At 58.4% G+C, this 12,798-nt stretch carries 12 protein-coding genes; 9 read left to right on the top strand and 3 right to left on the bottom strand.

Annotation, left to right across the window (positions count from 1 at the left end):
- Positions 1–16: 16 nt before the first annotated feature.
- Positions 17–493, bottom strand: a complete 477-nt coding sequence (locus KYE_RS12345; RefSeq protein ID WP_008173843.1) for a hypothetical protein — start codon at positions 491–493, stop codon at positions 17–19.
- Positions 494–571: 78 nt separating this feature from the next.
- Positions 572–1,096, bottom strand: a complete 525-nt coding sequence (locus KYE_RS12340; RefSeq protein ID WP_008173840.1) for a shikimate kinase — start codon at positions 1,094–1,096, stop codon at positions 572–574.
- 179 nt (positions 1,097–1,275) lie between these two features.
- Here KYE_RS12340 and KYE_RS12335 point away from each other — a divergent pair, with 179 nt between their 5' ends.
- From KYE_RS12335 to KYE_RS12295, 9 genes are all read left to right on the top strand, one after another.
- A complete protein-coding gene (locus KYE_RS12335) occupies positions 1,276–1,977 on the top strand; it encodes a lytic transglycosylase domain-containing protein (RefSeq protein WP_008173838.1) in 702 nt (233 codons plus the stop codon).
- A 23-nt stretch (positions 1,978–2,000) separates the two neighbouring features.
- The gene (locus KYE_RS12330; RefSeq protein ID WP_008173837.1) at positions 2,001–2,933 is read left to right on the top strand and encodes a LysR family transcriptional regulator; all 933 of its coding nucleotides are present in this window, start codon (positions 2,001–2,003) and stop codon (positions 2,931–2,933) included.
- A gap of 68 nt (positions 2,934–3,001) precedes the next feature.
- A complete protein-coding gene (locus KYE_RS12325) occupies positions 3,002–3,817 on the top strand; it encodes a putative hydro-lyase (RefSeq protein WP_008173834.1) in 816 nt (271 codons plus the stop codon).
- Positions 3,818–3,868: 51 nt separating this feature from the next.
- On the top strand, positions 3,869–4,834 hold the full coding sequence (locus KYE_RS12320) for a TRAP transporter substrate-binding protein (protein ID WP_008173832.1): 966 nt from the start codon (positions 3,869–3,871) through the stop codon (positions 4,832–4,834).
- A 59-nt stretch (positions 4,835–4,893) separates the two neighbouring features.
- Positions 4,894–5,412, top strand: coding sequence for a TRAP transporter small permease (locus KYE_RS12315; protein ID WP_008173829.1), 519 nt, complete (start codon positions 4,894–4,896; stop codon positions 5,410–5,412).
- The gene (locus tag KYE_RS12310) at positions 5,412–6,719 is read left to right on the top strand and encodes a TRAP transporter large permease (RefSeq protein WP_008173827.1); all 1,308 of its coding nucleotides are present in this window, start codon (positions 5,412–5,414) and stop codon (positions 6,717–6,719) included. The genes KYE_RS12315 and KYE_RS12310 overlap by 1 nt, the downstream gene beginning before the upstream one ends.
- Positions 6,720–6,750: 31 nt before the next feature.
- Entirely contained in the window at positions 6,751–7,485 is a 735-nt protein-coding gene (locus KYE_RS12305) for a 5-oxoprolinase subunit PxpA (RefSeq protein ID WP_008173825.1), read from the top strand.
- Complete coding sequence (pxpB, locus tag KYE_RS12300; RefSeq protein ID WP_008173822.1) at positions 7,482–8,174, top strand: 5-oxoprolinase subunit PxpB; 693 nt, start codon at positions 7,482–7,484, stop codon at positions 8,172–8,174. The genes KYE_RS12305 and pxpB overlap by 4 nt, the downstream gene beginning before the upstream one ends.
- Positions 8,164–9,102, top strand: a complete 939-nt coding sequence (locus KYE_RS12295) for a biotin-dependent carboxyltransferase family protein (protein ID WP_008173820.1) — start codon at positions 8,164–8,166, stop codon at positions 9,100–9,102. The genes pxpB and KYE_RS12295 overlap by 11 nt, the downstream gene beginning before the upstream one ends.
- Positions 9,103–9,140: 38 nt before the next feature.
- Here KYE_RS12295 and putA read toward each other — a convergent pair whose 3' ends face one another.
- Complete coding sequence (gene putA, locus KYE_RS12290; protein WP_008173818.1) at positions 9,141–12,770, bottom strand: bifunctional proline dehydrogenase/L-glutamate gamma-semialdehyde dehydrogenase PutA; 3,630 nt, start codon at positions 12,768–12,770, stop codon at positions 9,141–9,143.
- Positions 12,771–12,798 lie beyond the last annotated feature (28 nt).

Here is a 12,798-nt window from a genome sequence, read left to right as displayed (position 1 = left end):
CCAGCGCTGGGCCAGCTCAGATGCTGTCGGAGCGTTTTTCCGAGTCCTGCAACTCCTCCTCGGTGTTGTTCCATTGCTCTGAAAGCGCTTCATAGGCATCGGAGAATCCCTTTCGAGCCCTCTCCCAGGCGGATGCTGAGCTGTCTTTCAGTTCCTGATACCAGTTTTGGACACGAGCTCTCTGTTCCCGCAACGACTCGAGGCTCTTCTGGGACCGCTCCCGGGCGGTATCGCTCATATCGTCCCAGTTTTTCGAGAGCTGTTGCTCAAGCTCCTGGATGCGTTTATCCAGGGCCGACAATGTTTTGTTGATCGAATCCTCGGCCTGCTCTTTCTGATCAGAACCATACTCCTGAAGCGCCTCACCCAACTCACGGGTTTCCTGCTTAAGCGACTCCACGGAAGAATCCTCGGGTGATGTTTCAGCCAGAGCCGTCCCTGAAAACAGTCCGACAAATACGATCGCAAGTACGTAAGTCCAGTTCTTCATCATTAAGTCCTCCCAACACATCCTCGGACTGTAGCAGTGAGGTCTGGCTGGATGCACCTTAACTTGAGCTAATACTGGAGCTCAGTATTGCGGTGAAACAAGGCTCTCGACAACCGCCTCGCAGACCTGATCCTGATTAAGACCCTCCCCTTTCACCGTCACGTCCGCATACCGGGAATACAGCTCAAAACGCTCTTCGAACAGGGCTTCCAAAGATTGATCCGGCCTCCGGGAAATGCCCCGCATGCTGTGATCGCCGATTCGCTCGATAACCAGTTCAAGCGGGATGTCGAGAAACACGACGGTGCCGTTGCTTTTGAGGTGTTCCATGGCACGTTCACTGTAGACGGCGCTGCCTCCCGTGCTGATCACCTTGTGCCGGACATCCAGCTTGAGAAGCACCTGTTCTTCTATTCGACGCAGGGCTATGTAGCCATCCTGGTCTACAATTGCCTGGAGAGTACGACCGGCTTCTTCCTGAATGAGCAGATCGGTGTCGATAAACCCGAGGCCCAGACGTTTGGCCAGCAGCACACCCACCGTGCTCTTGCCACTGCCGGGCATGCCGATGAGAACGAGGTTGCCTGTGTCGGTCGGGTTAACCATGATGCTTTAAAGGGACCTCTCCATAGAATGAGAACTGGCCGGCATTAAACGCAGAACGTAACATTTTTACGACACAGCGCGCGCTTTATTCCGACCCGCAAGCCCGTATAATTCAGCCAACGGCGGTATTCAAAGAATACCTGAAGCCGGCCACAGACGGCATCTTTCGCGAGTGAGTAATGACCAACGGCAGAGCATTTCTGATCCCATCCATCGCAGCGCTTTTGCTCTTTCTGTCGGCACCCGCCATGGCAGACGGCATCAAGCGTATTGTGCATCCGGATGGCACCGTGGAATTCACCAACGTGAAAAACGCCAGCCAGCCCAGGGCCTCCTCCGGCACCGATACCGTCTACCGCTACACCGATAACAATGGCGTGGTGGCGTATAGCAGCGTACAACCTGCCGGTGCCGAGTTCGACGTTATCCGCTTCCACTGTTACGCCTGTGACCCGGAATCCAGCGTCGACTGGCGCAAGACGCCACTGTTCACCAAGCCATTCGATTCCGAGATCCAGACGGCGGCACAGGAATTCGGGGTTGATCCCGCGCTTGTTCGCGCTGTGATCCACGCCGAATCGGCCTTCAATGAAAAGGCCCTGTCCCCGGTGGGCGCGCAAGGGCTGATGCAACTGATGCCAGGTACTGCCGAAGAACTGGGTGTGCGCAATGCGTTGGCGGCGGCCGAGAACATCCGTGGCGGGGTGCATTATCTGGCCAAGATGCTCAACCGGTTCAATGGCGACATCCGGCTGGCCACCGCCGCCTACAACGCAGGGCCCGGTGCCGTGAGCCGCTACCAGGGCGTACCGCCCTACGCCGAAACAAAGGCCTATGTTGAACGGGTTGGCATCCTTCACGAGCGCTATGCTGCGCTGTAGGCCCCTCTGAGGTCCGGGAATCAATGAACTTCAAGCGTCTGGAGACCTTTATCTGGGTTGCGACGCTGGGTAGCTTTCGCAAGGCTGCCGAGCACCAGCACACCACCCAGCCGGCCATTTCCAACCGTATCGCAGCTCTTGAAGACGAGTTGGGCGTCAGGCTGTTCGAGCGCGAGTCCGGCCACAGCAAACTGACCAGCAAGGGCCAGGAACTCCTGCCCTACGCTGAGAAGATCGTCTTTATGGCCCAGCAGCTGCGCAAGCGCGCAGACCGTGGGGCCTCGCTGTCAGGCATCCTTCGACTGGGCGTTTCCGAAACCATCGTTCACTCCTGGCTGCCGCGTTTTTTCCGGGAACTGCATGAAACGGCCCCCAATCTGGATGTGGAAATAACGGTGGATGTCTCCGGCAACCTCCGATCCGGCTTGCTGGATCGGAGCCTGGATCTGGCTTTTTTGATGGGCCCCGTGTCGGAGCCGAAAATTGAGAATCGGGCACTGTGCAGTTTCCCGCTGATTTGGGTAGCCAGCCCGGAGCTGAATCTTCCAGACAGGCTTCTGAAACTCGAAGAGCTCGCCGAGTGGCCCGTCATTACCTATGCCAGAAACACCAAACCCTTTGCGGAAATCAGCCAGAAATTCAGTGAGCTGGATGACTTGCCGGCGCGCTTCTATTCGTCAAGCTCGCTGGCAGCCTGCCGGCAGCTGACTCTGGATGGCATTGGTATCTCCACGCTCCCGCTAAGCGTGATCAAGCACGAACTGGAAAGCGGCCGCCTGGTCCAGCTCAATACCTCATGGACGCCCTCAGAACTCGCCTTCACAGCCTCCTATTCCGGGGCACCCTTCAACCCGATTGCAGAGCTGGCAGCAAACCTTGGAGTGATGGTCTCCGACGAATACGACCGGGCAACACATCACGAAAAGTTATCACAAGGCCTAAAAAACGATAATTAGACTTTTTCACCAGCCGGTATACCCTGAAATTTAGTTGTAAAAGACAATTTCAATCAGGGGTTACCGTCATGCACACCGGTGCGTATTCCGATTTCAAGAACAACCTGCTTGATCAGGCCTCAGAATTACGCGCTCGCATTCGTTCGGGCGACCACACAGCGCCTACAAGTGGCCAGGCCAACAGCCTGCTCCAGGGGAACGTGGTCATCCTGCCGTCCGAATGGGCCGGAGATTTTCTCCTATACTGTCAGAATAACCCGGTTGCCTGCCCCCTGATCGGCATGTCTCAACCCGGGGATCCGGCCCTTCCCGACCTGGGGCACGATCTGGATATCCGGACCGATGTACCTGAATACCAGGTATTCCGGAATGGCGAGCGGGCGGAGAAAGTCACGGATCTCAAAAGCCTCTGGCAGGACGACCTGGTGACCTTTGTCCTGGGTTGCTCGTTCTCGTTTGAAGATGCCCTGATCAGGGCCGGCCTCTCAGTCCGGAACGTGGACGAAGGGCGGAACGTTTCCATGTTCCGCTCGAACATCGCTACCCGGCCCGCGGGCCGGTTCAGCGGCAACATGGTGGTTTCCATGCGCCCGTTCAACGGTGCGGATGCCATCCGCGCGATACAGATCACGACCCGCCTGCCAAAGGCCCACGGTGCACCGGTTCACATCGGCGATCCGGCGCTCATTGGCATCCAGGACGTTAACCAGCCTGATTTTGGAGATCCGGTAACGATCAGGCCGGGCGAGCTTCCGCTGTTCTGGGCCTGCGGGGTTACCCCGCAACTGGCCCTCGAGAACGCTCGCCTGCCTTTCGCAATAACCCATGTACCGGGAAAAATGCTGCTTACCGAGCGGCTGAATGAAGAACTGGCGGTACTCTGAAGCCGCCGTTCAACTGAAACGATAAAAAAACAGAAACACGGGAGATTCGTTATGTTCAAAAAACTCGCCACAGCCACCCTGGTTACCGGGGCGCTGCTGACTTCATCCGTTCAGGCTCAGCAATGGCACATGCCAACGCCTTACGGCGATGCCAACCTGCCTACCCAGATTGCCTACGGTTTTGCCGAGGACATTAAAAACGGCACCGATGGTGACCTCACCATCACCGTTCATTCCGGTGCCTCCCTGGTCAAGCACCCGGAAATTCCCCGGGCAGTAAGAACCGGTCAGGTGCAGCTGGGTGAAATCTTCATCGGCATCATGGGCAACACCCATCCGGTGTTCAAACACGACAACATTCCGTTCCTGGCAACCAGCTTCGAAGATGCCAAAAGACTCTGGGAAGCCGCCAAGCCCCAGATCGAAAAGCAGCTGGACAAGGAAGGCATGACCCTGCTTTACACCGTGCCATGGCCCGCCCAGAGCCTGTATACCAAAGCCCCGGTCAACACCCTGGAAGACCTGCAAGGCCTGAAGATGCGGGCTTACAGCCCTTCCACTTCGCGTCTCGCTGACCTGATGAACACAACCCCGACAACGGTTCAGGTGCCCGAGATCCCGCAGGCGTTCAGCACCGGCATTATTGATGCCATGATCACCTCACCGTCGACAGGCGCCAACGGGCAGGCCTGGGATTACCTTTCCCACTACACCGATATCAAGGCCTGGATTCCCAAGAACGTTGTGGTCGTCAACAAGCGTGCTTTCCGTCGCCTGAGCGATGAACAGCGCCAGGTGATCCTGGATGCGGCCGCTGCGGCCGAGGCCAAAGGCTGGGAAGGCGTTCGCAAGACCGCCGCTGAAGACACCGCCACTCTGGCGGAAAATGGCATCACGGTTTCCGAGCCGTCTGAGGAACTGATGGCCGAGCTCCAGAAGATCGGCGACATCATGGTGAAAGAGTGGGAACAGGAAGCACCGGAGGAAGTCGGCGCTATCCTGTCCAACTACCGCTAAAAGTTCACTCAACGGAAGCCTCCTGAGTGTTCAGGAGGCTGTTCCGGGAGGCATCCGTTATGAACTCTCTTCGAGAGAAATTTTATCTGGCATCCGGTTACGCTGCTGGTTTCTGCATCGCCCTGATCATGGTCGTCATCCTGGCGCAGATCGTGGGCCGCCTGTTCGGCTTTATCATTCCCTCAGCGGAAGACGTGTCCGGCTGGGCTCTTGCCGCCTCCACCTTCTTCGGTCTTGCCTACACCTTTCATAACGGCGGCCATATCCGGGTGACCCTGGTTATCCAGAAGTGGTCGGCACGGCCAAGGTTCTGGCAGGAGCTTGTCGTCCTCATTTTCGGGTTCGGGCTCGCCTGCTACATGACGTTCTATGGCTGGCACATGGTGTGGGAATCCTACATCTTCGAGGAGGTGTCCCACGGCTATATCCCGATCCCCATCTGGATACCGCAGGTTCCGGTTGCACTGGGAATGACGGCACTCAACATTGCCATCCTGGACGACCTGGTTGCCGTGATTCGCAAGCGCACTCCTTCCTACCAGCAGCATGAAGACGAGATCAATCTGGAGGAAGTGTAATGGATATCGCATTTCTCTCGATTGTCCTGGCAGTTGCGATGATCCTGATGCTCGCCGTAGGCGTGTGGGTCTCCCTGACCCTGGTTGGGGTCGGCATTCTGGGCCTGCTGCTCTCCGGCAATGATCAGATCGGCCTGTTGTTCGCCACATCGAGCTGGGGCGCAAGCACCAGTTGGTCCCTGACGGCCCTGCCCATGTTCATCTGGATGGGCGAGGTTCTGTTTCGTACCCGACTTTCCGAGGATCTGTTCAAGGGTCTGGCGCCCTGGATGGGCGGACTGCCCGGCAAGCTCCTCCATGTGAATATTCTGAGCTGTGGCATTTTTGCGGCAGTTTCCGGCTCCTCAGCTGCCACGGCCGCAACCATTGGCCGAATGACCCTGCCGGAACTGAAGGCCCAGGGTTACAGCGACAAGATGGCGGTAGGCACCCTGGCCGGCTCCGGCACGCTGGGGCTGTTGATTCCACCCTCCATTATTCTGATTGTTTATGGCGTGGCCGCGGAAGTTTCCATTGGCCGCCTGTTTATTGCCGGTGCTCTGCCCGGCCTGATGCTGGTTGCCATGTTCATGGGCTACACCATGATCTGGGCCAAGCTCAACAAAGATCAGCTGCCAACCACCAAAAAGGAAAACCTGGCGTTCTCGGTCAAGATCAAGGCCCTGAAGATGCTGCTCCCGATCGTTGGCCTGATCATTTTCGTACTCGGTTCTATCTATACCGGTTTTGCCACGCCAACCGAAGCCGCTGCACTGGGCGTGTTCGGCGCGCTGATCATCGCGGCCGCAACCGGTTCACTCAGCATCCAGAGTTTCAAGGACAGTCTGTTGGGCGCTGTGAAAAGCTCCTGCATGATCGGCCTGATTCTCGTCGGTGCCCACTTTCTGACCCTGGCCATGGGCTTCCTGGGTATTCCGCGGGAGCTGGCTGCCTGGATCGGCAGCATGTCCCTGTCACCGTTCGAGCTGCTGATCGGCCTGACAGTGCTGTTCGTCCTGCTTGGCTGTTTCCTCGACGGGATTTCGGTTGTGGTTCTGACCGTGGCGGTTGTCATGCCGATGGTTCAGCAGGCCGGCATCGACTTGCTCTGGTTCGGGATCTTTATTGTGCTGGTGGTAGAGATGGCACAGATTACGCCCCCGGTGGGCTTCAACCTGTTTGTCATCCAGGCTCTGACAGGTAAAGACATACTGTACGTGGCCCGGGCAGCCCTGCCGTTCTTCCTGCTGATCATGGCAGCACTTTTCCTGATCGGCTGGTTCCCTGAGATTGTCACCTACCTGCCCCAGACCATGAGCCAGGGATAATGCAGGACACAACGTTTTTCGGAGGTACACAATGAAACTCAACTGCGACATGGGCGAGAGCTTCGGCACCTGGACCAAGGGCATGGATGCCGAAGTCATGCCCTACATTGATATGGCCAGTATTGCCTGCGGGTTTCACGCATCCGACCCGCTGACCATGGATCACACGGTCAAGCTGGCCCTGGCCCAGAACGTTACCATCGGCGCCCACCCCGGCTACCCGGACCTGCTCGGTTTCGGCCGTCGGGACATGGACTGCCGCCCGGACGAGCTCAAGGCTATCCTGGTTTACCAGATGGCGGCGCTCAACGGCATCTGCCAGGTACATGGCACTTCCATCTCCTACGTGAAGCCCCACGGCGCCCTGTATAACCGGATGATGGTCGATAACACCACCTTGTCCGTGGTTATGTCCGCTGTTCGCTCCTACGCACCAAAGTGCCCCCTGGTGGTCATGGCAACGCCGGACTGGCAACAGGTCAAGGATCGCGCGGACGAATATGGTATCGAGGTCTGGTTCGAGGCGTTCTCTGATCGCGCCTACAGCGACGAGGGCAGACTGGTAAAACGGTCGGTTCGTGGTGCCGTGCACGAGACAACCGAAGCCATTGAGGCGCAGGTCACCCAGATTATCCGCGAAGGAACGGTCACCTCGATCTCGGGCAAACCTATTCCGATCAAGGCCGATACCATCTGTATTCACGGCGACAGCTACCATGCCGTCGACGCTGCACGGCATATGCGACAGGTCGTGGAAGCGCTATGAGGATCGAGTCGGTCAACGAAAACACCTGCATGGTGTATTTTGGCGACCAGATCGGTGCGGAATCCGCAGGCCTGGTCAAGCGGGCCACGGACCGGCTGCGGCGCGACATGTCCGACCTCATTGTTGACCTGGTCCCCTCATACACCTCAATTCTGGTGACCTGGGATCTGGAACAGGCTGACCGGTTTGCCATCGTCCGCAGGGTGCGCGCAGCGATCGACTCCGAGGATGATGGTTCCACCGAGGGCGACTCTGCCCGCATCGTCGAGCTGCCCGTCTACTATGATCGCGAAGTGGGTCTGGACCTGGAGGATGTCTGCGAGCATGCCGGCCTGTCCCGGGACGAGGTCGTTCGCATTCACAGTGAACAGCTTTATCAGGTCTACGCCATCGGCTTCGCTCCGGGGTTTGCCTACCTGGGAAGTACCGACGAACGGATTGCCATTCCGCGGAAATCCACGCCCCGACTGAAAGTCCCTACCGGCAGCGTCGGTATCGCAGGCACCCAAACCGCAATCTACCCGAGCTGCACACCGGGTGGCTGGCAAATCATTGGCCGCACGCCGCAGAAAATGGTGGATTGGGACAGCGACTCTCTGGCCCTGGTACAGGTCGGCGATCAGGTGCGCTTTCGCGCCATAAGCCGGGACGAATTCCTGGAGCTGGGAGGCAACCTCGATGAGCTTTGAAGTCCTCGAACCCGGAATGCTGGCCCTTGTTCAGGATGCCGGCCGCCACGGCTACCAGCATATGGGCGTGACCACCGGCGGCCCCATGGACGAGTTTGCATTTTTCTGGGCGAACCGCCTGCTGGGCAATGATCTCGATGCCCCACAGATCGAAATCACCTTTGGCAGGTTCAGCCTGAAGGCGAACCATGAGGCCTGCATTGCCATTACCGGCGGCGATCTGGGCGCCCGTATCAACGATCAGGCCATTGCGCCCTGGCGCACCCATCACATCAATAAGGGCGACAGACTGGACTTCACCACGCCTGTGAGCGGCTTGCGGGCCTACCTGGCGGTCAGCGGCGGATTCAAGCCAGCCATGAAGCTTGGCAGTTGCGCCACCGTGGCACGCGAGGGCCTGGGCGGCCTGGATGGCAAAGGCGCGAAACTGGCCAAGGGCGATACGCTGGAGTTTGAGAAAAACGCATCGTTTGTTGAAGCTTTTCTTCCCGAGCCGGAAGTCCCCGATTATCAACAACACCTGCGCCTGGGGGTTATTCCCGGCTATCAGTATCGGAGCTTCTCTATAGTTCAGCGGGAGAAGTTTTTCTCGTGCGATTACGAAATCAGCCAGAATATTGATCGCATGGGCTATCGCCTGAAGGGCGATGCGATTCATTCGGATCTGGACGGGATTATTTCGGAAGGGATTGCCTACGGAGCTATTCAGGTGCCTAAAGATGGCCAGCCAATCGTTCTGATGAAAGACCGGCAAACCATCGGCGGCTACCCGAAAATCGGCTGCCTGAGCGCGCTGGATGCAGGCCTTCTGGCCCAGCGTGGGCCGGGATCATCGGTGAGCTTCTTCCTCTCGGACGTTGCCGAGGCCGAAGGCCGCCGAATGCTGTTTAACCAGAGACTGAAAACAGGCGCGCCCGGCGTCAGGTAGACCTGACGCCGGGCGCGTTTTGCACCGATTGTCGCCGCTTATTCCGAGGCGGCAATCAGACTGGCGTTACCGCCCGCGGCCGTTGTGTCGACACATAGGTGGCGTTCGATCACAAATCGCTGATCCAGCGTGTGCTCAGTGATCAGCGGTAGCAACGCACCATCACGCTTGGCCAGTGCCTCGCGATAGGCTTTCAGCAGGGGCTGATCGCCACAGCTGACTACCGCCTCGAAGCCATCGATGGTTGCCAGTGCTTCCGGCTCCAACAGACCCTCGGCGCCAACAATCGGCAGCCCGGCCTTATTCGCTTGATCGACCACATCCTGGGTGCCCGGTGCAATCACCACCACCTTGTTGCCCTGTGACAACGCGGTACCCGCCTGCTCCAGAGCGGTTTCCTTGTCCGGTCCCAGACACAGCACCACGCCACGGGCATGGTTGGACAGGCGGTTGGTCTCACCCGTTGGCCCGGGTAGCGCTTCCACGTGAGCGTCCAGTGGCTCCGGAACATTGCCAAAGATGGGCCGGATTGCGTCCATACGAGCTTCAGGCCTGGACGTCTTCAGTTTGTCCAGCTGCCCGATGAGCTTCTGCAACTGCTTGGCATCCACCTTCCTGGCGTTCGAATCCGCCTCGCGCTCGACCGTTTCACCTTTCAGGAAACGACGGACGTACTGCGGACCACCGGCCTTTGGACCGGTGCCAGACAGGCCTTCACCACCGAATGGCTGGGAGCCCACGATGGCACCGATCTGGTTGCGGTTCACATAGGTGTTACCCACCTTGATCCGGCTGGTAATACGCTCGACGCGGCGATCAACACGGCTGTGGATGCCAAACGTCAGGCCGTAGCCCTTGGCGTTGATGTCGTCCACCACCTTGTCGATGTTCTTCGCCTCGAACGTGGCCACGTGCAGGACTGGCCCGAAGATTTCTTCTTCCAGCTCCTCAATACCACTGACGCTGAGAACTGCCGGCGAAACGAACAGGCCTTTCTCGGGGACTGTCATTTTCTTCAGCAACTTGCCGTTGCGCTCGAACTTCTCGCAGTGGTCCACGATCTTCTTGCGGGCGTTCTCGTCGATCACCGGGCCCACATCCGTGGACAGCAGCCAGGGATCGCCGATGCCGAGCTCTTCCATTGCACCGTAGAGCATTTCCAGAAGGCCATCGGCAATGTCTCTCTGCACATAGAGCATACGCAGGGCGGAACACCGCTGACCGGCACTCTGGAACGAAGACGCCAGCACGTCACGGACGACCTGCTCCGGCAATGCCGTGGAGTCCACGATCATCGCGTTCAGACCACCGGTCTCTGCCACCAGCGGCGCGTCCGGCGCCATGTTCTCGGTCATGACCTTGTTAATGCGCTGGGCAGTAGCGGTAGAACCGGTAAAGCACACGCCGCTCACCCGCGAATCGGAGGTCAGGGCTGCACCCACGGTTGCGCCGGTACCCGGCACCAACTGGATGGCATCCTTCGGGATACCCGCCTGATGCATCAGTTCCACGGCGCGAATAGCCAGCAAGGATGTCTGCTCAGCCGGCTTCGCCACCACGGTGTTACCTGCCGCGAGGTTGGCCAGAATCTGCCCGGAGAAGATCGCCAGCGGGAAGTTCCAGGGCGAAATACAACACATCACGCCGCGGGCATCGCCGCTGTCTTTATAGCGGATGGCCTCGTTGGCGTAGTACTGTGAGAAATCGACCGCTTCACGGATCTCAGCAACCGCATCCAGCAGGGATTTGCCCGCTTCACGGGTAGTGAGCGCGAACAACTCGGCGTAGTTCTCCTCGTACAGGTCGCCCACCTTGCGAACGCAGGCAGCACGCTCTTCAGCCGATTTGGCGGACCAGCTCTCGAACGCGGCCGCCGCTGAGGTAATCGCGGTGTCTACATCAGCATCGGAGGCCTGGGTGACGTGGCCAACCAGATCATCCGGATCGGCCGGGTTACGTACCACCTGGATTTCGGTACCGGCCACCTCACCCGCAATCAGCGGACCACCTTTCCAGCGATAGTCTTTGTAGGCTCCGCGACCTTTCTCGATCTCGTTAACCGTGACCGGATCGGTAATATCCCAGCCTTTGGAGTTGCGACGCTGATCGCCAAACAGCTTGAACGGGTGCACGATCGCCTTGCTGGAAATGTTATTGCCCATCTCCTCAACGCTGACAATCGGATCCTTGGCAATCTCTTCCGGTGTGATGCGCTTGTCCACAATCTGGTTCACGAAGGAGCTGTTGGCACCGTTCTCCAACAAACGACGCACCAGGTACGCCAGAAGATCCTTGTGCGGGCCAACCGGCGCATAAATGCGACAGGGCACACCACTGACCTTCAGAACCTCATTGTGCAGGGATTCGCCCATGCCGTGGAGGCGCTGGAATTCGTAGTTGTCCACACCCTTGGTCTTGGCCATTTCGAGAATGGCAGATACCGAATGCGCGTTGTGGGTGGCGAACTGTGGGTAAATCCGGTTCGTCATGTTCAACAGCTTGGTGGCGCAGGACAGGAAAGAGACGTCACTGCAGGCCTTGCGGGTAAACACGGGGAACCCGTTCAGACCCATAACCTGGGCACGCTTGATTTCAGCATCCCAATAGGCGCCTTTCACCAGACGCACCATGAACTTGCGGTCGTACTTCTCCGCCAGCCCGTAGAGCCAGTCGAGTACGAAAGAGGAGCGCTTGCCATACGCCTGAACAACCACGCCAAAGCCATCCCAGCCTGCAAGCTCGGGATCCGCCACCAGCTCCTCAATCACATCCAGAGACAGATCCAGACGATCCTGCTCCTCGGCATCGATATTGAAGCCCATATTCGCAGCCGCGGCCTTTTTGACCAGTTCGCGGGCCCGGGGCAGCAACTCGTTCATGACCCGCTCTTTGTTGCCGTACTCGTAACGGGCCAGCAGGGCGGAGAGCTTGACCGAGATGCCGGGGTTCTTGCGGACATCGCCCTTGCTCGCCTTGGCAATGCTGTCGATGGCGTTGGAGTAGGAGTCGTAATAACGCTTGGCGTCATCATCGGTGCGGGCAGCTTCGCCCAGCATGTCGTAGGAATAGGTGTAACCCTTGGCCATGTATTCCTTGGCCTCATCCTGGGCTTCATCGATATCGCGACCCAGAACGAACTGTCGCCCCATCTCTTTCATCGCCTGACCGGCCACAGTACGGATAACCGGCTCGCCGAAGCGCTTGAGCAGCTTGCGCAGGGTTTCACCCACGGTGTTGCGCTCGGAATCCTTGAGCAGGTTGCTGGTCATCAGCAGGGCAACGGTGGCGGTGTTGATCAGCCCAGAGGACGCCTTGCCCACGTGGGTGCCCCAGGCACCGGAGGTGATCTTGTCTTCGATCAGCTCGTGGATGGTGGTGTTGTCAGGCACGCGCAACAGCGCCTCGGCCAGACACATCAGGGCAACGCCTTCCTTGGTCGTCAGGCCATACTCCGCCAGGAATTTTTCCATGATGGTGGACTTGGCATTCTTGCGAACGCTGCGCACCAGTTCAGCCGCACGAGCGGAAATGGCGTCGCGCTCGGCCTGGGACAACTGGGCACCAGCAATCATCTCGTGGATAACCTTGTGCTCGTCAGCGAGATAATAATCACGAATCGCCTGCCGGCTATCGACAAGCTCGGGCGTCTGTGATTGCTGCGGTCTCATAGTTGTACCCTCTTAGTTGTTTGTCTCT

The organism is Marinobacter manganoxydans MnI7-9, from assembly GCF_000235625.1.
Classification (GTDB): Bacteria; Pseudomonadota; Gammaproteobacteria; order Pseudomonadales; family Oleiphilaceae; genus Marinobacter; species Marinobacter manganoxydans.
The sequence above is the reverse complement of the archived record's forward strand: the minus strand, read 5'-3'. Positions and strand labels throughout refer to the sequence as shown.